This is a genomic window from Ensifer sp. D2-11 (assembly GCF_054161295.1).
Genome location: NZ_CP096434.1, coordinates 999,452 through 1,017,762, shown reverse-complemented (window position 1 = coordinate 1,017,762; position 18,311 = coordinate 999,452). Strand labels below are relative to the sequence as shown.

Here is an 18,311-nt window from a genome sequence, read left to right as displayed (position 1 = left end):
AACCAGGACAAAATGGGGAACCACATGAACAAGCACATCGCAGCGCTCACGGTCGCATGCCTCGCCGCAACCTCCGCCAATGCCGCCGGCTTGCCCGAGCGGGTGAAGTCGGCCGGCAAGGTCGTCGTCGCCAACCAGCCGAACTATCCGCCGATGGAATATGTCGATCCGGCGACCAACGAACTTAAGGGTGTCGACATCGATCTCGGCGTTGCGCTTGCCAAGGAGCTCGGCACCACGGTCGAGTGGTCGAATATCGGCTTCGAGCAGATGATCTCGTCGCTTCAGACCGGCCGCGTGGACCTTATCCATAGCGGCATGAGCGATCTTCCGAAGCGGCGCGAGACGCTCGACTTCATCGATTACATGAAATCCGGCGCGCAGTTCTACACGTCCTTTGCCCGCAAGGACGAGTTCAAGACGCTGACCGATTTTTGCGGCAAGACCGTCGGCATGAGCCGCCGCACCTCCTTCCCGGACGAGACGGCGAAATGGAGTGCTGCCAATTGCGAAGCCAAGGGGCTGCCGGCCATCAAGGTCGTCGGCACGGAAGGCTCCGCCGATGCCCGCGCCCAGCTGAAGCAAGGCCGGCTCGACGCTGCGGTCCAGGGTTCCGAAACCCTGCCCTATCTGATGGATCTCGAGAAGGACACCTACGCCGTCGTGGGCGAGCCCTTCACCGTAGTCTATCAGGGCATCGGTTTCGCCAAGAAGGACACGGAACTGCGCGACGCCTATGCCGCAGCGCTGAAGGCCCTGATGGAATCAGGAGAATACAAGGCGATTTTCGCCAAATACGGCCTCGAGGGCACCTTGCTCGATGGCATTTACGTCAATGGCGAAGCGGTGAAGTAATTCGCCGCGCTGCGGCCCCGCCGAAGAGGCCGGGCCGCAATATGCGCCGTCGCCGACCGATTCTCGACAAACCATGAGCAGTTCCATGCCCCGCGTTGCTGCCGACGCGCCGGTCGACAGGCTGGCATCCTTTCTTTCAGCGCTCAGCTTCCAAGCGCTTCCCGGCGATGTCGTCGAAAAGACGAAAGTCCACATCGCCGACACGATCGGCGCGGCCCTGGCAGGGGCCCGTTCGGCGGAAGCCCGCATCGCCCGCCGGTCCGCCGGCGCGCCCGGCAGCGCGCTGATCTGGGGCACCGGCGACCGCGCAGCTGCGCGTGAGGCCGCGCTCATAAACGGGGTGGCGGCCCATGCTTTCGAACTCGACGATTCCGGCGGCTGCGACCATTCGGGCGCCGTCGTCATTCCCGCCGTTCTGGCTGCGGTTGCCGAAGCGAAGCAGCCGGTGACGGGCAGGGAGCTCATCGCCAGCGTGGCTGCGGGCTACGAGACCGGGCGGCGTGTCCTCGAAGCGGCGGGCGGATACGACAAGCACAACGGGCTCGGCTGGCATTCCACGGGCACCTGCGGCACGCTTGCGGCTGCGGCGGCCGTTGCCAGGCTTTCCTGTTTCGACGATCTTGCCACGCGCGATGCGATCACGCTCGCCACCAGCTTCTCCTCCGGTCTCTGGGCCTTCATTCACGACGGATCGCAGGCGAAGAAGATCCATGCCGGCCGCGCGGCCGAAGGCGGGCTGCTCGCGGCGCGGTTGGCAGGGGAGGGCCTTGCCGGCCCCTCCAAAGTCTTCGACGACGTCTGGGGCGGCTTTTTCCGGACGTTCAACAAGGATGTCTGCGAGCCGCAGAAGCTATGCGAAAGACTCGGCGAAGACTGGAAGGTGAGACGCGCGGTCCTCAAGCCTTACGCCTCCTGCCGGGGCGCCCATTCGGCGATCGATGCGCTGGACGACCTGCTTTCGGAAACGGGCCGCGATGCAGCTGAGATCGACAGGATCGAGTTGCGGTTGAGCGCCATGCTGATGGGCATGTGCGGCGCCCGGGAGAGCGGCGCCATGGCGCCCACGCAGATGAGCCTGCCCTATGCGCTTGCGGCACGCTGCGTGTTCCTGACGGCCGGGCTCCAGGCCTATGCCGCCGACCGGCGCGCCGATCCCCGCCTGCGGGCCGTCATGGACCGCATGCTGCTGACGGTAGACGATGGGATGCAGCCGCTCGACGAGCCGGTCGTCACGCTTCTTTTCAAGGACGGCGTCCGCCTGTCGCGCATGGTGCCCCGCGCGACCGGCTCCGCCGAAAGGCCGATGCGTTCCGCCGCCGTCCGCACCAAGTTCGAAGAGCTCGCCGCGATGAGCATCGAAACGGAGCAGGCGGACCGGGTCTGGCGGATGCTCGCCGAGCTCGAACACCTCGAGGATTGCCGCGCTCTGGAGTCCCTGCTCGCCGGCGACGGCGACAAGCGGTCCGTCTTTTGCTGAGGATTTCGCCATGACCTACGACCTGACGCCGCGTCCGCTCAATCCGGCGCCCCAAACGCCGGCGATGACCTGGCCGAACGGCGCGAAGAGCGCCGTCTTCATCGGCTTCGACGTGGACGCCGAAACCGCATGGATCGGCAACAACCCTTCGAATGTGGACCGGATGGTGACCACCTCCCATGGCGGCTACGATGCGCGCGTCGGCATCGCCAGGGTCGTCGAACTGATGGCGGAACTGGCGATGAAGGCGACATTCTTCACGCCCGGATGGACGGCGCTCGCTCATCCCGCGGCCTGCGAGAAGATTGTCGCGGCCGGACACGAGATCGGCCACCATGGCTATCTTCACAAGATGCCGGATCGCGACCGGCTGGAGGAGACATTCGAGGAGATCGACCGCGGCTTCGAGGCGCTGCAGCGGGCATTCGGAATCCGTCCCGTCGGCTACCGCGCGCCCTCGGGAGAGAACTTTCCCGAGCTCATCGCTTATCTTGCCAAATCGGGCATCCGCTATTCCAGCTCGTTTCGCGACGACATCCTGCCCTACCGGCACGCGTCGGCGGACCGCGTGCCGGGCCCGGTGGAGATTCCGGTCAATTTCGCATTCGACGACTGGAATTTCGGCATGTCCAGCCGCTCGAGCGCGCGGCCGCTCTTCGGCCGCGAAGCCGTCCTCGCGCTGTGGATCGACGAATTCGAGGCCACCCATGCCTGGGGCGGCGTCACGACGCTCGTCCTGCACCCGCAAGTGTCCGGCCGTCCGATGCGCTGGCACCTCCTTCGCGACTTCCTGCGCCATGTTCAGGCAAAAGGCGACGTGTGGATCGCAACCGGCAAGGAGATCGCCGGCCATTTCGAGACGCTGGAACGGCAACGCGGCGCATCATGACGGCGCTTCCCGCACACCCTCATTCCTGTGCTTGTCACAGGAATCCAGCCAGGCCAAGTCCTTGGGCTGAATAGACTCTTCTGCGCCGCAGACGCGTCGCTGCTGGATCCCTGTGACGAGCACAGGGATGAGGGGGAGAATCGTCAGACCAGATTCCAGATCCGTCGCGCATTGCCGGAGAGCAGCTTCGTCCGTTCTTGGGGACTGCAGCCTTCGATGAGGGCCTGGGTGGCCGCGACCCAGGTCGAGAGGTTGCCGCCGAGGGTGCAGACCGGCCAGTCGCTGCCCCAGACGACCCGGTCCCATCCGAAAACCGAGATCGTGTGCTCGACATAGGGGCGGATGGAGTCGAGCGCCCAGTCTTCCTCCGCATAGGCGACCACGCCGGAGATTTTGGCGACGACATTCGGGCGGCGGGCGATCTCGGTCATATGGTCGCGCCAGGGGTGCTCCGCGTGACCCTTTATGTCGGGAACGCCGCAGTGATCGAGAATGAACCGAACGTCGGGCGCGAGGTCGGCGAGCGCAATCGCCTTCGGAATCTGATGCGGCAAAACGCAAAGATCGAAGGTGAAGCGGGTGCCCGAGAGCCGCTTGACGTTTTCGCGGAAGAGAGGCTGCTCCGAGAGGTCGTCGGCAACCACGTGCAGCACCCGCCTGAAACCCTTGACGAAGGCGTTCGCCTCCTGCCGCTCGAGATAGGCGGCGAAGCCTTCCTCTTCCGGGCGGCAAGCCGCGATCGCGCCTTTGAGGAGGCTTCCGGGCCCACCCGCAAGACGCGCGACCTCGCGCGTTTCGAGTTCGATTTCAGCCGGGTCGACGTCCACTTCCATATGCAGCGAGGCGGCGATGCCGACGCGCTTTGCCTCCGCCGCATAGGTGGCATAGAGAAAATCGCGATCGAGCGCGGGAACGCCGGCGAGCCACGGATAGTTGAGCGCGGATTTGTCGATCAAATGCAGATGCGTGTCAATGATCAAGGCTGCTCCTCCTCTTCGTTCAAACAAGAAGTCTTTTCGGCGCGGATCAGCCCTGCGCGACATCGGCACCGGCGAGCGCCGAAAGCTGCGATGCGGTCTTGAGCAGCAGCGATATGGTCTCGGTGATGTCAGGGGCCGAAGGATTGTTGACCAGGGAGATATAGGGGCAGGTGAGCGCTGCGATGCTGCGCCCGTCGGGCCCCAGGATCGGGGCCGAGAGGTTGTAGACACCGGCGGTCTGGGCACTTGCCATCATCTCGTACCCGCGCTCGCGGATCTGGTCGAGACGGGCGTAGAATTCCGGGGTGAGATTGATCTCGTCCCTGCTGCGCACATGTTCGGAGATCATCATTTCCCGTTCCTCCGGCGAACGGAATGCAAGCAGCACGTGGCCCGATCCGGTGTCGAACAGGCTGATATGCGAGCCCACCCGGATCGAAATACCCCAATAATCCGGCGCCTCCTGCTGGGCGATCACGACGGCGGAGCCGCGGTCGAATACGGCAAGTTGGTTGGCCTGCTTCGACCGCTGGGCGAGCTCACGCATCAGCGGCGTCGCGAAGGAAGCGAGCCGGCGCACGGGCGCGTGCAACTGCGCCAATCCGAAGAGCTTCAGAGTCAGCGAATAGAGATCGCCGTCGATACGGGTCACGTAGCCGCGGCGCACGAGACGGTCGAGCATGCGGTAGAATTCGTTCGGACTGCGGTTCAGCCTCTTCGAAATCTCCGCCTGCGTGAGGCCGCCGTCGACGCTGGCAAGCAGCTCCAGTATGTCCAGGCCCTTGTCGAGTGCCGGCGCGCGATACTTGTCGGACTCATCATTGTCCATCCGCGTCTCTCCCAGATGAATATTCCTCCCCATATACGCATGAAAGGCGCAAGGCGGAAGGGAATAGCTCTTGACCATCCATAAATTTATCGTTTGTATATAAATTAGTTTCTCACGGATGAGGACTCATGCTCCTGGAGAAGGGCGTGTTCAGCGGAGGAAATACAATGAACAGGCTGCTTTCCGGCGTATCGGCCGGAGTGATCATGCTTGCTTGCGCAATGGGGGCGGCCAAGTCCGCGGACCTGCCCGGCAAGTTCGAGGGCGTGACCATCGACGCCAAGCTGATCGGTGGACAGCAGTACGAAAAGCTCTACGAGCGCATTGGTGAATGGGAGAAGGCGACCGGCGCCAAGGTCAATATCCTGTCGAAGAAGAACCACTTCGAACTGGACAAGGAGATCAAGTCCGACATCGCCACCGGCGGCCTCACCTGGTGCGTCGGTTCGAATCATTCGTCCTTCGCGCCGCAATATCCGGACATCTATGCCGACCTTTTCGGGCTCATCCCTTCCGAGGAAGTGGCCAAATTCGTGCCGGCGGTGATCGACGCCTCGACGCTCGACGGCAAGCTCGTCATGCTGCCGCGTGCGCAGTTCGACGTCTCCGCCCTGTATTTCCAGAAGAGCCTCTATCAGGACGAGGCGAAGAAGACCGAATTTAACGCCAAATACGGCTATGACCTCGCGCCGCCGGACACCTGGGCTCAGGTGAGCGACCAGGCGGAATTCTTCGCCGCTCCACCGAATTTCTACGGCACCCAGTTCGCCGGCAAGGAGGAAGCGATCAACGGCCGCTTCTACGAAATGCTGGTCGCCGAGGGTGGTGAATATCTCGACAAGGACGGCCGCCCGGCCTTCAATTCGGAAGCGGGCGTGCGCGCCCTCGAATGGTTCGTCAAGCTCTACAAGGACAAGGCGGTACCGCCGGGCACCACCAACTATCTCTGGGACGATCTCGGACAGGGCTTCGCCTCGGGCTCGATCGCGGTCAATCTCGACTGGCCCGGCTGGGCATCCTTCTTCAATGATCCGAAATCGTCGAAGGTCGCCGGCAATGTCGGAGTCAAGGTTCAGCCGGCCGGCTCCTCCGGCAAGCGCACCGGCTGGTCCGGGCATCACGGCTTCTCGGTGACCGAATCTTGCGCCGACAAGGAGGCAGCCGCCTCGCTCGTCTGGTGGCTGACCAACGAGGACAGCCAGAAGCTCGAATCCGCCGCCGGCCCGCTGCCGACGCGAAGCGCCGTCTGGGACTTCAACATCAAGGCCGCTGAAGGCGACGCCTACAAGACCGAGGTCCTGCAGGCCTTCCAGGAAGCAGCAAAGCATGCCTTCCCGGTGCCGCAGACGGCTGAGTGGATCGAGATCTCCAACGCGGTCTATCCGGAGCTGCAGGCGGCGATCCTCGGCGACAAGACGTCGAAGGAAGCGCTCGACGCCGCCGCCGAAAAGGCGACCGGCATCCTCGAAGACGCCGGCAAGCTCTGATCCCGATTGAAAGGCGGCGCCGGACCGTTTCGGCGCCGCCGCGCATGTGAACTCTTCCCAGGATCTCCGATGAAGCTCTCGAAACTGTCAGCACCCACGCTTCTGCTGCTTCCGGCCTTCATCGTCCTGGCAGTCTTCATCGTGCTGCCGCTCATCTTCTCGCTTTATTCGAGTTTCACGCCGTTCCGTCTGACGAAGCCGGACTCGCTTTGGGTCTTCATCGGTTTCCGGAACTATGTGAACGTCCTCACCAATGCCGAATTCTGGGTGGCATTCGGCCGGACGGTGCTCCTGCTCACCGTCGCGCTCAACGCCGAGATGTTCTTGGGTCTTGGCCTGGCGCTGCTCGTCAACAAGGCGACTTACGGCCAGCGGGCGCTGCGGACCGCGATGATGTTTCCGATGATGTTCTCGCCCGTGCTGGTGGGCTTCCAGTTCAAGTTCCTGTTCAACGACAATATCGGCTTCGTCAACAACGCGCTGCAGTCGCTGGGCCTCACCGACCGTGCCATCCCCTGGCTGATCGACGGCAATCTCGCGCTCTTCTCGATCATCGTCGCCGAGGTCTGGTCGTCGACCGCGGTTTTTGCGATCCTCATTCTCGCCGGGCTGCTTGCCATGCCCAAGGATCCGGTCGAAGCGGCCCATGTCGACGGCTGCACCCCGTGGCAGACCTTCCGCTACGTCACCTGGCCCTATCTGATGCCCTTCGCCTTCATCGCGATGACGATCCGCTCGCTCGACGTCGCGCGCGCCTACGACATTGTGAAGATCATGACGGATGGCGGACCGGCCAAGCGCACCGAACTGCTCTGGACGCTTATCGGACGTACCGCCTATGGCGACGCCCGCATGGGGATGGCCAATGCGATGGCCTATGTCGCCATCCTGCTGTCGATCGTCTTCACCGTCTACTTCTTCCGCAAGCTCGCCGCGGCGCGCCAGCAGATTGGAGCCGAGTGGTAATGGATACGAACGCGTCTCATCGCCTCAGGCGGCGGTTGCTGAAGGTCGCGCACCTGGTGGGGCTCTTTCTCGCCATGCTGGTCATCTGCCTACCGGGCCTCTGGATCGTGCTTTCGTCGCTACGGCCGACGGTCGAGATCATGGCCAAGCCGCCGGTCTGGATTCCGGAGACGCTCTCGCTCGACGCCTACCGGGCGATGTTCTCGGGCGCAGGCCAGGGCGGCGTCCCGGTCTGGGATTATTTCCGCAACTCGCTGATCGTATCGGTCACCTCCACCGTCATCGCGCTGGCGATCGGCCTTTCCGGCGGCTATGCCTTTGCGCGCTACCGGTTCAAGGCGAAGTCGGCGATCTTCCTCGGCTTCATGCTGACGCGCGCGGTGCCGGGCATCGCGCTGTCGCTGCCGCTCTTCATGCTCTATGCGCGAACCGGCATCATCGATACGCATTTCTCGCTCATCCTCACCTATGTCGCGCTCAACGTTCCCTTCACGATCTGGCTGATCGATGGATTCTTCCGCCAGGTGCCGAAAGACCTCGCGGAAGCCGCGCAGATCGACGGCTGCACGCCCTGGCAAGCCTTCTGGCAGGTGGAGTTTCCGCTCGCCGGCCCGGGCATTGCGTCGGCCGGTATCTTCGCTTTCCTGACCTCCTGGAACGAATATGCGCTCGCTTCGCAGATTACCCGCTCCGTCAATTCCAAGACCTTGCCCGTGGGGCTCCTCGACTACACCGCCGAATTCACCATCGACTGGCGCGGCATGTGCGCGCTTGCGGTCGTCATGATCGTTCCGGCGCTGACCCTCACCTTCATCATTCAGAAGCACCTCGTCTCGGGCCTGACCTTCGGCGCGGTGAAAGGATAATCGTTCATGGCGCCCGTTACGCTTAAGAAGCTCGTCAAGCGCTACGGCGCTCTGGAAGTCGTGCACGGCATCGATCTCGAAGTGAAGGATCGCGAATTCATCGCGCTCGTCGGACCTTCGGGCTGCGGCAAGTCGACGACGCTGCGCATGATCGCGGGGCTCGAGGAGGTCAGCGGCGGCGCGATCGAGATCGGCGGGCGGAAGGTCAACGACCTGCCGCCGCGGGCGCGCAACATCTCGATGGTCTTTCAGTCCTATGCGCTCTACCCGCATATGACGGTTTCCGAGAATATGGGCTTCTCGCTGAAAATCGCCGGGCGTCCGGCGGAAGAGATCAAGACGCGCGTTGCCGAGGCAGCGGCGATCCTCGATCTCGGCCATCTTCTCGAACGCCGCCCCTCGCAACTGTCGGGCGGCCAGCGCCAGCGCGTCGCCATGGGTCGCGCGATCGTGCGGCAGCCGGACGTTTTTCTCTTCGATGAGCCTCTATCAAATCTCGATGCGAAGCTCAGGACCCAGGTGCGCACCGAGATCAAGAAACTGCACGCGCGCATGCAGGCGACGATGATCTACGTCACCCACGACCAGGTGGAGGCGATGACGCTCTCCGACCGCATCGTCATCATGCGCGACGGGCATATCGAGCAGGTGGGCACGCCGGAGGATGTCTTCCGCCGCCCGGCGACCAAGTTCGTCGCCGGCTTCATCGGCTCGCCGCCGATGAACATGGAGGAGGCGGTCCTGACGGACGGAAAGCTGGCCTTTGCAAGCGGCGCGACCCTGCCGCTTCCGCCACGCTTCCGTTCCTTGGTTCGCGAGGGCCAGAAAGTGACCTTCGGGCTCAGGCCGGACGATGTCTATCCTTCGGGGCACGGCCTCCATGCCGGCGACGCGGACGCCGTCCACGAGATCGAGCTTCCGGTCACGATCACCGAGCCGCTCGGCAACGAAACCCTGGTTTTCACCCAGTTCAACGGGCGGGATTGGGTCTCGCGCATGCTCAACCCTCGGCCGCTGCGCCCGGGCGAGGCAGTGCCCATGAGCTTCGATCTGTCCCGGGCGCATCTCTTCGACGGCGAGACCGGAAAGGCTTTGGCAGGCTGACATGGCAAGGATCGGGAAAATAGAACTGCGGATGGTGGATCTTCCGCCGAAGGTCAAGCGGACCGATGCCATCCAGAGCTTCGTGAGCCAGGAAACGCCGATCGTCACGATCACGGATGCCGACGGCGCGACCGGCACGGGCTACAGCTACACGATCGGCACCGGCGGATCCTCCGTCATGCGGCTGCTCTCCGATCACCTGATTCCGATCCTGCTCGGGGAAGATGCGGATTGCATCGAGGCACTTTGGCACAAGATGGAGTTTGCGACGCATGCGACGACCATCGGCGCCATCACGGCCTTGGCGCTCGCCGCCGTGGATACGGCGCTATGGGACCTGCGGGCGAAGAAGCAGAAGCTGCCGCTCTGGAAACTGGCCGGCGGGGCGAAGGAAAGCTGCCCGCTCTACACCACCGAGGGCGGCTGGCTGCATATCGAAAAGCAGGCCCTCGTAGACGACGCATTGCAGGCGAAGGCCAAGGGCTTCTCCGGATCGAAGGTGAAGATCGGCAAGCCGAGCGGGGCGGAGGATTACGACAGGCTCTCAGCCATGCGCGCAGCCCTTGGCGACGGCTTCGAAATCATGACGGATTGCAATCAGGGCTTCACCGTCGACGAGGCGATCCGCCGCGCCGCCCGGCTCCGCGAGCTCGATCTCGCCTGGATCGAGGAACCGTTGCCGGCGGACGATCTCGACGGCCACATCCGTCTAACGCGGTCGACGCCGACGCCGATCGCCGTCGGCGAATCCATCTATTCGATCCGCCATTTCCGCGAATATATGCAGAAGGGCGCCTGCTCGATCGTCCAGGTGGACGTGGCGCGGATCGGCGGCATCACCGCCTGGCTGAAAGTGGCCCATGCGGCGGAAGCCTTCGACATTCCCGTCTGCCCGCATTTCCTGATGGAACTGCATGTGAGCCTCGTTTGCGCGGTGCCCAATGGGAAGTATGTCGAATACATTCCGCAGCTCGATGATCTGACGCAGAAGGGAATGGAGATCCGGGAGGGCAGGGCGAGCGCGCCCTCCGATCCCGGCATCGGCATCGCCTGGGACTGGGAAGCGGTAAAGGCGCGCTCGGTCGCCGAGTTCACCCGCGAGTTCCGCCGGTAGAAGGGAACGGTCATGCAGAGAATGGGAATGGTGATCGGGCTCGAGCCTTCGAAAATTGCTGAATACAAGCGGCTGCATGCGGCCGTCTGGCCGGAGATCCTCGCGCTGATCAGCGAGTGCAACATCACCAATTATTCGATCTTCCTGAAGGAGCCGGAAAATCTTCTCTTCAGCTATTGGGAATATGTCGGGGAGGACTTCGAAGCCGACATGGCGAAAATGGCGGCACATCCGAAGAACCAGGAATGGTGGTCGGTGTGCATGCCCTGCCAGAAGCCGCTCGAAAGCCGCAGGCAAGGCGAGTGGTGGGCGCTGATGGAGGAAGTCTTCCACCATGACTGAGACATTCGATCCCTCATCGCTGCGGCAATGGTGGCCGAAGCCGGTTGCGCCACGCCCCATCGTCATCTTCGGTGCGGGCAGCATCGTCGGCGACGCCCATCTTCCGGCCTATAGGAACGCAGGCTTCCCGGTGGCCGGCATCTTCGATCCGGACGCCGGGAAAGCGACGGCGCTCGCGCGGGCGTGGGATGTCAGGGCGTTTACGAGCGAAGGGGAAGCTCTTTCGGCGGAGAACGCGATCTTCGATCTCGCGACGCCGCCGGCCGCGCACGCCTCGATCCTCTCGAAACTGCCGAAGGGCTCCTTTGCGCTGATCCAGAAGCCGATGGGCAGCGATCTTGCGGCGGCGACCGGGATTCTTGAAATCTGCCGAGAGCGGAACATCAGGGCGGCGGTGAATTTTCAGCTCCGCTTCGCGCCGATGATGCTGGCGCTCAAGGACGCGATCGCCAGGGGCTATCTCGGCGAGGTGGTCGATTTCGACGCCTGGCTGGCGCTTGCCACGCCCTGGGGCCTCTGGCCGTTCCTGAAGGGGCTGCCGCGCATCGAGATCGCGATGCATTCCATCCACTACCTGGATCTCGTGCGCAGTCTCCTCGGCGATCCGCGGGGTGTTCACGCCAAGACCATCGGCCATCCAAACCACGATGTGGCCCAGACCCGCACCGCCGCGATCCTCGACTACGGCGATGCCGTGCGCTGCGTGCTTTCCGTCAACCACGACCACGATTTCGGGCGGAGGTTCCAGGCCTGTGAATTCCGCATCTGCGGGACGAGGGGTGCCGCCTATGTCAAGCTCGGCGTCAATCTCGACTACCCGCGCGGCGAGCCGGACGAGCTGTGGATTCGCCCAGCCGGGGGTGCCGACTGGATTCAGGTGCCGCTTGAAGGTTCATGGTTCCCCGATGCCTTCGCCAACCGGATGGCCAATCTGCAACGCCATGCCTGCGGCGAGGACGATGAACTCATAGGGTCGATCGAGGACGCATGGCGGACCATGGCCCTGGTGGAGGCCGCCTATCAATCGAGCGCGCGCCCGGCAACGCCGATCGCAGCGCTTCCATTGGAAAAGTAAAATGAGCGAGCAGACGATCTATTACGAGGACTACGAACAGGGCCATGTGCGGCTGACGAGCGGACGCACGATCACGGAAACGGACTTCGTGGTCCATGCCGGGCATACGGGTGATTTCTTCCCGCACCACATGGACGCGGAGTTTGCCAAAACGCTCCCCGGCGGTCAGCGCATTGCCCACGGCACAATGATCTTCTCGATCGGTGTCGGGCTCACCGCCTCCTTGATCAACCCGGTCGCCTTCTCTTACGGTTACGACCGTCTGCGATTCGTGCGCCCTGTCCATATCGGCGATACGATCCGCACCCGCGTCACCATCGCCGCCAAGGAAGACGATCCGAAGCGCCCGAGGGCCGGCCGGGTCGTCGAGCGGTGCGAGGTCATCAACCAGCGCGGCGAGGTCGTTCTTGCCGCGGATCACATTTTGATCGTCGAACGCAAACCTGAGGGAACCATCCAATGACAGCGAACCTTGCCGGAAAGGTCGTCCTCGTTACAGCTGCGGCGCAGGGCATAGGACGCGCAACCGCACTTGCCTTCGCCAAGGCCGGTGCCAAGGTCCATGCGACCGATATCAACGCGGACGCCGTTGGCGGCCTCGAAGGTGAGGCGGGCATCAGCACCCACCGGCTGGACGTCCTCGACACCGCTGCGGTCGAAGCACTGGTCGCGGAGATCGGGGCCGTGGACGTGCTCTTCAACTGCGCCGGTTTCGTCCATGCAGGCTCGGTGCTCACGATGAAGGACGAGGACCTCGATTTCGCCTTCGATCTGAATGTCAAGTCGATGATCCGCACCATCCGCGCGGTGCTGCCCGGCATGATCGCACGCAAGGACGGGTCGATCGTCAATATGGCCTCGGTGGCCTCCAGCATCAAAGGCGTGCCGAACCGCTTCGCCTATGGCGTGACCAAGGCAGCCGTCATCGGGCTGACGAAAGCCGTTGCGGCGGATTATGTGGGCGACGGTATTCGCTGCAATGCGATCTGCCCGGGAACGGTCGAAAGTCCGTCGCTCGAAAGCCGCATGCGGGCACAGGGAGACTACGAAACGGCGCGTGCGGCCTTTATCTCCCGCCAGCCGATGGGCCGCCTTGGCACGCCCGAAGAGATCGCCGACCTTGCCGTCTATCTCGCCGGCGCCACCTACACCTCCGGCCAGGCCTACGCAATCGACGGCGGCTGGACCATTTGAACGCTCAATCAGGGAAAAGCACATGAAACTTCTTCGTTATGGCGAACCGGGCCAGGAAAAGCCGGGTCTTCTCGGTTCCGACGGCATCATCCGCGATCTTTCCGGCCACGTGTCCGATCTCGCCGCCGGGGCCCTCGACCCCAGCAAGCTTGACGAACTCGCGAAGCTCGATGTCGAGACGCTGCCTGCCGTGTCCGGCAATCCGAGGCTTGGTCCCTGCGTCGCAGGTACGGGAAAGTTCATCTGCATCGGCCTCAACTATTCCGATCACGCCGCCGAGACGGGCGCGACCGTGCCGCCGGAGCCGATCATCTTCATGAAGGCGACCTCCGCGATCGTCGGGCCCAACGACGATCTGATCCTGCCGCGTGGTTCGGAAAAGACCGACTGGGAAGTGGAACTCGGCATCGTTATCGGAAAGACGGCGAAATATGTGAGCGAGGCAGACGCACTCGACTACGTCGCCGGCTATTGCACGGTCCACGATGTCTCCGAACGCGCTTTCCAGACGGAGCGTCACGGTCAGTGGACGAAGGGCAAGTCCTGCGACACCTTCGGGCCGACCGGACCATGGCTCGTCACCAAGGACGAGGTGGCGGACCCGCAGGATCTCGCAATGTGGCTGAAGGTCAACGGCGAGACGATGCAGGACGGCTCGACCAAGACGATGGTCTACGGCGCCGCCTATCTCGTCTCCTATCTCTCGCAGTTCATGTCGCTGCGCCCCGGTGATATCATCTCGACGGGCACGCCGCCGGGCGTCGGCATGGGCATGAAGCCGCCGCGCTATTTGAAGGCCGGCGACGTCGTCGAACTCGGCATAGAGGGCCTCGGCAGCCAGAAGCAGAGCGTTCGCGCCGACGCCTGAGCTAATCGAATGTTTCCTTCGGTCCTATCCGACTGAAGGACAGAACAGGCAGCATCAAAGTGCCGCAGCGATCTTCGCGCGTCCGAAAGGGCGCGCGGCGCTGCAGCTTATTGGAGCAAACATGACCCGCATCACCGACCTTCGCGTCTTCGATCTTCGCTTTCCGACTTCGGCGAGCCTCGACGGTTCGGACGCCATGAACCCGGATCCGGACTATTCGGCGGCATACGTCATCCTCGACACGGATCGGCCCGGGCTGGCGGGTCACGGCCTCACCTTCACCATCGGGCGCGGCAACGACATATGCTGCATGGCGATCGAGGCCATGCGGCATCTCGTCGTCGGCCAGGACATCAGCGGCATTCTGAAACAACCCGGCCGCTTCTGGCGGCACCTGACGAGCGACAGCCAACTGCGCTGGATCGGACCGGAAAAGGGCGCGATCCATCTTGCGACCGGCGCCATCGTCAACGCCGTCTGGGACGTCCTCGCAAAGGACGCCGGCAAGCCGGTGTGGCGTCTCGTCGCCGACATGTCGGCCGAAGAGATCGCCGACATCGTCGACTACCGCTACTTGACGGATGTTCTTACCCGCGACGAGGCGGTCGAGATCCTGCGGCGGGGCGAGCCCGGCAAGGCTGATCGCATTGCCAGGCTCGAGAAGGAGGGCTACCCCTGCTACACGACTTCTGCCGGGTGGCTCGGCTATGACGACGAAAAGCTCCGGCGGCTTGCGCAGGAGGCCGTCGACGCAGGCTTCGATCACATCAAGATGAAGGTCGGCCGTGACCTCGACGACGATATCCGCCGGCTGAGGATCGCCCGTGAAGTGATCGGCCCCGACAGGTACCTGATGATCGACGCGAACCAGGTCTGGGAAGTGGGCGAGGCGATCGAATGGGTGCAAAAGCTCGCCTTTGCCAAGCCCTTCTTCATCGAGGAGCCGACGAGCCCGGACGATGTCGCCGGGCACCGAAAGATCCGCGAAGCGATCGGACCGGTCAAGGTCGCGACCGGCGAGATGTGCCAGAACCGCATCATGTTCAAGCAGTTCATCGCCGAGGGCGCGATCGACATCGTGCAGATCGATTCCTGCCGCATGGGCGGGCTGAACGAGGTGCTGGCGGTGCTGCTGATCGCCGCCAAATACGGATTGCCCGTCTGGCCGCACGCCGGCGGCGTCGGCCTCTGCGAATATGTGCAGCACCTTTCGATGATCGATTACGTTGCCGTTTCCGGCACGAAGGACGGGCGGGTGATCGAATATGTCGACCACCTGCACGAACATTTCCTGGATCCGTGCGTGATCCGCAACGCCGCTTACATGCCGCCCGAGCGGCCTGGCTTCTCGATCGAAATGAAGCAACAATCGATCGAGGACTACACGTTTGACGGCTGATGTGAGCGCTCCGTCTTTGTGAGGCTCGCGTGTGGATTCTCGGGTCAAGCCCTGGGTCAAGCCCGAGGATGACGACCGATCCGAGAATTGACGACGGAAGGAGCCCGAAAGGACTTGATATAGTCCTCGATCCTGCCCGGATCGAAGACGTGGCCGTCCATGAAGCGATCGCCGTCCGTTGCTCCTTCGAGCCTGCCGCCGTCCGCGTCGGCCGGCAAGGCATCCTTGCCGAGCGCCTCGCGATAGAGGTCCGGACGATAGGCGGAGATGGCCGCGTCAACTCCCTGCCCCGACAAGAATGTCTGTCCCCAGCGCACCATCTGACTGTAGGTCCAGAGCGCCTGACTGGGGCGCGGGAAGTTGGCAAAGCCTGCGTGGAAGACGAGATAGTTCTCGACGACGCGGCGGTTTCCCTCCGGGTCGATTGCGAATTCGCCCGCAAGTACCCGGCGGATGATGTGGGCCGGCGCGGCCACGTGGCGCTCCTCTGCCAGGACCTCCGCAAGGCGGCCGCGGTTGGCCGGTTCGTCCGACCAGCGGGCGGCGCGGTCGAGCGCGACGATCAGGCGCGAGACCGTATCCCTATTGGCCTCCGCCCACTCGGGACGCATGCCGATGACCTTTTCCGGCGCCGAGGGCCAGATGTCCTGCTTGGTCGCGACGATGCGGCCGACGCCGCGTTCGGATGCGACCATATTCCAGGGCGCACCGACGCAAAACCCGTCGATCGCGCCCGCCGCCAGCGCGTCGGAGGTCATTGGCGGCGGCACCACAACCAGCTTGACGTCGCGGTCGGGATCGATTCCGCCGGCCGCGAGCCAGTAGCGGAACTCGTAGTTATGGGACGAGAAGGGGTAGGTGACGCCGAGCGTCAGCAGGGGCTTGCCGGCTGCCCCCGCGCTGCGGATGACCGCCGCCAGGGCCTTGGCATTCTTCAACGCATCCTCGCCGGCGCCGAGCCCTCCTGCCTGCTGCATGAGCCCGTAGAGCCGCGTCGAGAGCGTGATGGCGTTGCCGCCGCGCCCCAGGGAAAAGGGCGCAATCGTCGGCGACGGATTGGAGCCGAGACCGAGCATGGCGGCAACCGGCATGGGTGAAAGCATGTGGGCCACATCGAACTGACGAAAGGCAAGCCTGTCGCGCACATTCGCCCAGGAGACGTCCTTGACGAGTTCCAGGGTGATGCCTTCGCGCTGCGCAAAGCCGAATTCGGCGGCGGCGATCAGCACGGCAGCGTCCACGAGGGGAATGAAGCCGGCGCGGACGGTTCGCGACCCGTCGTGCCGGATGCTTCCCGGCGCCGGCAGGGCGCGGCCGGCGGAGAGCTTCTCGCCGCTGAATTCACTTTTGTTCGTCAATATGTTCACTCCGGTGTCTCCCGAGGTGCCGCAGCAAAGGAGCGGCCTGTCACCGGATCAGCAATCCGGCGGCGGTCACGACGCTTTGCGCGATCTCCGAAATCTTTTTCTTCTCGTTCATCGCCGTCTGGCGCAGCAGCGCGAAGGCCTCGTCTTCGGAAAGACCGCGCATTTTCATGAGAATACCTTTGGCGCGCTCGACGAGCTTGCGCTCCTCGAGCGCGGATTTGGCCTCCGCCAGTTCGCGCTGAAGCCGGCTGAAGGCCTTGAAGCGGCTGACAGCCATGTCGAGGATCGGCTTGACGCGCTCCTTCTTCAGGCCGTCGACGATGTAGGCCGAGACGCCTGCCTCGACCGCCGCCTCGATAGAGGCCGTGTCGGAGCGGTCCACGAACATGGCGATCGGCCGGCCCACCGTGCGGGTCAGCTGGAAAAGATGCTCCATCACGTCCCGGTTTGGGTTTTCGATGTCTATGACGATCACGTCGGGCCGGAGCGTCTCGATGACCCGGGCGACGCCGTGAACCTCGTGGATCACGGTGACCTTGCCGTGTCCTGCTTCGCGCAGTCCTTCCTCGATGATCGAGGCGCGGATGGCGTTCTCGTCAATCACGAGAATGGTGAGGTCGCGATGGGTCATGCCGTATCATGATGCGATGCAGCAATTTTCGCAATATAGATATGCCTAAATATTCTGCGGAATACTGTAATGACTAAATATTAGGCTGATAGCTGCCGACCTGGCGCAAATTCAGGCAAGTTCACCTGTGGAAGACGGCAACGGTTCAAGTGCTCTCTCCCAGAGGCTGGTCGCCTGGAACGTCCATTGGCATTTCACATGCTGCCGTTCTCCCGGGTGGCTGCGCAGGGCTTCCAGAAGTTCAAGGCCGTCGGCCCGCTTCTGATCGACATAGCCTGCCCGCAGTTTCCCGATCAGCGCATCGCCGCTCGTCATCAGTCGGGCGCGCACAGCGATCGCACCCCAGGTCCGTTCCTTGTAGAACAAGGAGGAGACGGCTTCCTCGACGCAAGCGGCATCTCCGACGGACAACGATCGCAGTTCCAGGAGCCGGCGGAGGGTGGCCCTGACATTGACGAGGGGAATGGTCAGCGGTGCGTAGCCGAGTTCCTCGGGAGCGTGGAGCAGTGCCACGTCGGAATCGTCCTCGGCCTCGCCGATTAGATATTGGCGAAAGATCTCGCCGATGCCTGCCATTCCGAAATCTGCGCATTCGGCCGCGCGCAGAGCACCCATGCTCGCTGCGCCGAAGACGGCCACGCCCTTCGAAAGGGCGAAGAGAATTTCCTTGTGCCAGACGGGGGCGACATATTCGAAGTTGCCGTCGATCAGGCCGATCGCCGCAGCGCCGTCGCGCACCGCCCGGAGAACATCGCCCTGCCTGGCAGGCGGGTGGATCGTGAGCGTGTCGCCGGCCAGCCGCACTGCATCGGGAACGGTCGGGCCAACGAATGCGACTTTCATTCCGCCTCAGTGGATTTGAGAACGG

19 protein-coding genes are annotated in these 18,311 nt (G+C 63.4%); 14 read left to right on the top strand and 5 right to left on the bottom strand.

Annotation, left to right across the window (positions count from 1 at the left end; all coding sequences use genetic code 11):
- Positions 1-24 precede the first annotated feature (24 nt).
- The 3 genes from M1D34_RS21795 to M1D34_RS21785 all read left to right on the top strand — a co-directional run bounded on the left by M1D34_RS21795 (position 25) and on the right by M1D34_RS21785 (position 3,221).
- Positions 25-855 carry an ABC transporter substrate-binding protein gene (locus M1D34_RS21795; protein WP_498781955.1) on the top strand — a complete coding sequence of 277 codons (831 nt, stop codon included), beginning with the start codon at positions 25-27 and terminating at the stop codon, positions 853-855.
- Between the two features lie 85 nt (positions 856-940).
- Positions 941-2,332, top strand: coding sequence for an MmgE/PrpD family protein (locus M1D34_RS21790; protein WP_498781953.1), 1,392 nt, complete (start codon positions 941-943; stop codon positions 2,330-2,332).
- A gap of 10 nt (positions 2,333-2,342) precedes the next feature.
- Positions 2,343-3,221 (top strand): polysaccharide deacetylase family protein, encoded by an 879-nt coding sequence (locus tag M1D34_RS21785; RefSeq protein WP_498781951.1) that lies wholly within the window; start codon positions 2,343-2,345, stop codon positions 3,219-3,221.
- Between the two features lie 143 nt (positions 3,222-3,364).
- Here M1D34_RS21785 and M1D34_RS21780 read toward each other — a convergent pair whose 3' ends face one another.
- Both M1D34_RS21780 and M1D34_RS21775 read right to left on the bottom strand, forming a co-directional pair.
- A complete protein-coding gene (locus M1D34_RS21780; RefSeq protein ID WP_498781949.1) occupies positions 3,365-4,201 on the bottom strand; it encodes an amidohydrolase family protein in 837 nt (278 codons plus the stop codon).
- Between the two features lie 46 nt (positions 4,202-4,247).
- On the bottom strand, positions 4,248-5,030 hold the full coding sequence (locus M1D34_RS21775; protein ID WP_498781947.1) for an IclR family transcriptional regulator: 783 nt from the start codon (positions 5,028-5,030) through the stop codon (positions 4,248-4,250).
- A gap of 167 nt (positions 5,031-5,197) precedes the next feature.
- Here M1D34_RS21775 and M1D34_RS21770 point away from each other — a divergent pair, with 167 nt between their 5' ends.
- From M1D34_RS21770 to M1D34_RS21720, 11 genes are all read left to right on the top strand, one after another.
- On the top strand, positions 5,198-6,517 hold the full coding sequence (locus M1D34_RS21770) for an ABC transporter substrate-binding protein (RefSeq protein WP_498781945.1): 1,320 nt from the start codon (positions 5,198-5,200) through the stop codon (positions 6,515-6,517).
- Positions 6,518-6,586: 69 nt separating this feature from the next.
- Positions 6,587-7,483: a carbohydrate ABC transporter permease gene (locus M1D34_RS21765; protein WP_015008377.1), complete on the top strand. Its 897-nt coding sequence runs from the start codon at positions 6,587-6,589 to the stop codon at positions 7,481-7,483.
- On the top strand, positions 7,483-8,349 hold the full coding sequence (locus M1D34_RS21760; RefSeq protein ID WP_498781943.1) for a carbohydrate ABC transporter permease: 867 nt from the start codon (positions 7,483-7,485) through the stop codon (positions 8,347-8,349). Before M1D34_RS21765 ends, M1D34_RS21760 begins: the two co-directional genes overlap by 1 nt.
- 6 nt (positions 8,350-8,355) lie before the next feature.
- Positions 8,356-9,453, top strand: coding sequence for an ABC transporter ATP-binding protein (locus tag M1D34_RS21755; protein ID WP_498781941.1), 1,098 nt, complete (start codon positions 8,356-8,358; stop codon positions 9,451-9,453).
- A gap of 1 nt (position 9,454) precedes the next feature.
- Positions 9,455-10,567, top strand: coding sequence for a mandelate racemase/muconate lactonizing enzyme family protein (locus M1D34_RS21750; protein WP_498781939.1), 1,113 nt, complete (start codon positions 9,455-9,457; stop codon positions 10,565-10,567).
- A gap of 12 nt (positions 10,568-10,579) precedes the next feature.
- Positions 10,580-10,909 carry an L-rhamnose mutarotase gene (locus tag M1D34_RS21745; RefSeq protein ID WP_498781937.1) on the top strand — a complete coding sequence of 110 codons (330 nt, stop codon included), beginning with the start codon at positions 10,580-10,582 and terminating at the stop codon, positions 10,907-10,909.
- Positions 10,902-11,984, top strand: coding sequence for a Gfo/Idh/MocA family protein (locus tag M1D34_RS21740; protein ID WP_498781935.1), 1,083 nt, complete (start codon positions 10,902-10,904; stop codon positions 11,982-11,984). Before M1D34_RS21745 ends, M1D34_RS21740 begins: the two co-directional genes overlap by 8 nt.
- Position 11,985: 1 nt before the next feature.
- A complete protein-coding gene (locus tag M1D34_RS21735; protein WP_003534630.1) occupies positions 11,986-12,447 on the top strand; it encodes a MaoC/PaaZ C-terminal domain-containing protein in 462 nt (153 codons plus the stop codon).
- Positions 12,444-13,178 (top strand): SDR family oxidoreductase, encoded by a 735-nt coding sequence (locus M1D34_RS21730; protein ID WP_498781933.1) that lies wholly within the window; start codon positions 12,444-12,446, stop codon positions 13,176-13,178. The genes M1D34_RS21735 and M1D34_RS21730 overlap by 4 nt, the downstream gene beginning before the upstream one ends.
- A 22-nt stretch (positions 13,179-13,200) precedes the next feature.
- On the top strand, positions 13,201-14,046 hold the full coding sequence (locus M1D34_RS21725) for a fumarylacetoacetate hydrolase family protein (protein ID WP_498781931.1): 846 nt from the start codon (positions 13,201-13,203) through the stop codon (positions 14,044-14,046).
- Between the two features lie 121 nt (positions 14,047-14,167).
- Complete coding sequence (locus M1D34_RS21720; RefSeq protein ID WP_498781929.1) at positions 14,168-15,445, top strand: L-fuconate dehydratase; 1,278 nt, start codon at positions 14,168-14,170, stop codon at positions 15,443-15,445.
- 56 nt (positions 15,446-15,501) lie between these two features.
- Here the strand turns inward: M1D34_RS21720 and M1D34_RS21715 are convergent, their stop codons facing one another.
- From M1D34_RS21715 to M1D34_RS21705, 3 genes are all read right to left on the bottom strand, one after another.
- On the bottom strand, positions 15,502-16,812 hold the full coding sequence (locus tag M1D34_RS21715; RefSeq protein WP_498781927.1) for a CmpA/NrtA family ABC transporter substrate-binding protein: 1,311 nt from the start codon (positions 16,810-16,812) through the stop codon (positions 15,502-15,504).
- Between the two features lie 40 nt (positions 16,813-16,852).
- Complete coding sequence (locus M1D34_RS21710) at positions 16,853-17,443, bottom strand: ANTAR domain-containing response regulator (RefSeq protein ID WP_498781925.1); 591 nt, start codon at positions 17,441-17,443, stop codon at positions 16,853-16,855.
- A gap of 111 nt (positions 17,444-17,554) precedes the next feature.
- Entirely contained in the window at positions 17,555-18,286 is a 732-nt protein-coding gene (locus M1D34_RS21705) for a TfuA-like protein (protein ID WP_498781923.1), read from the bottom strand.
- Positions 18,287-18,311: the final 25 nt, after the last annotated feature.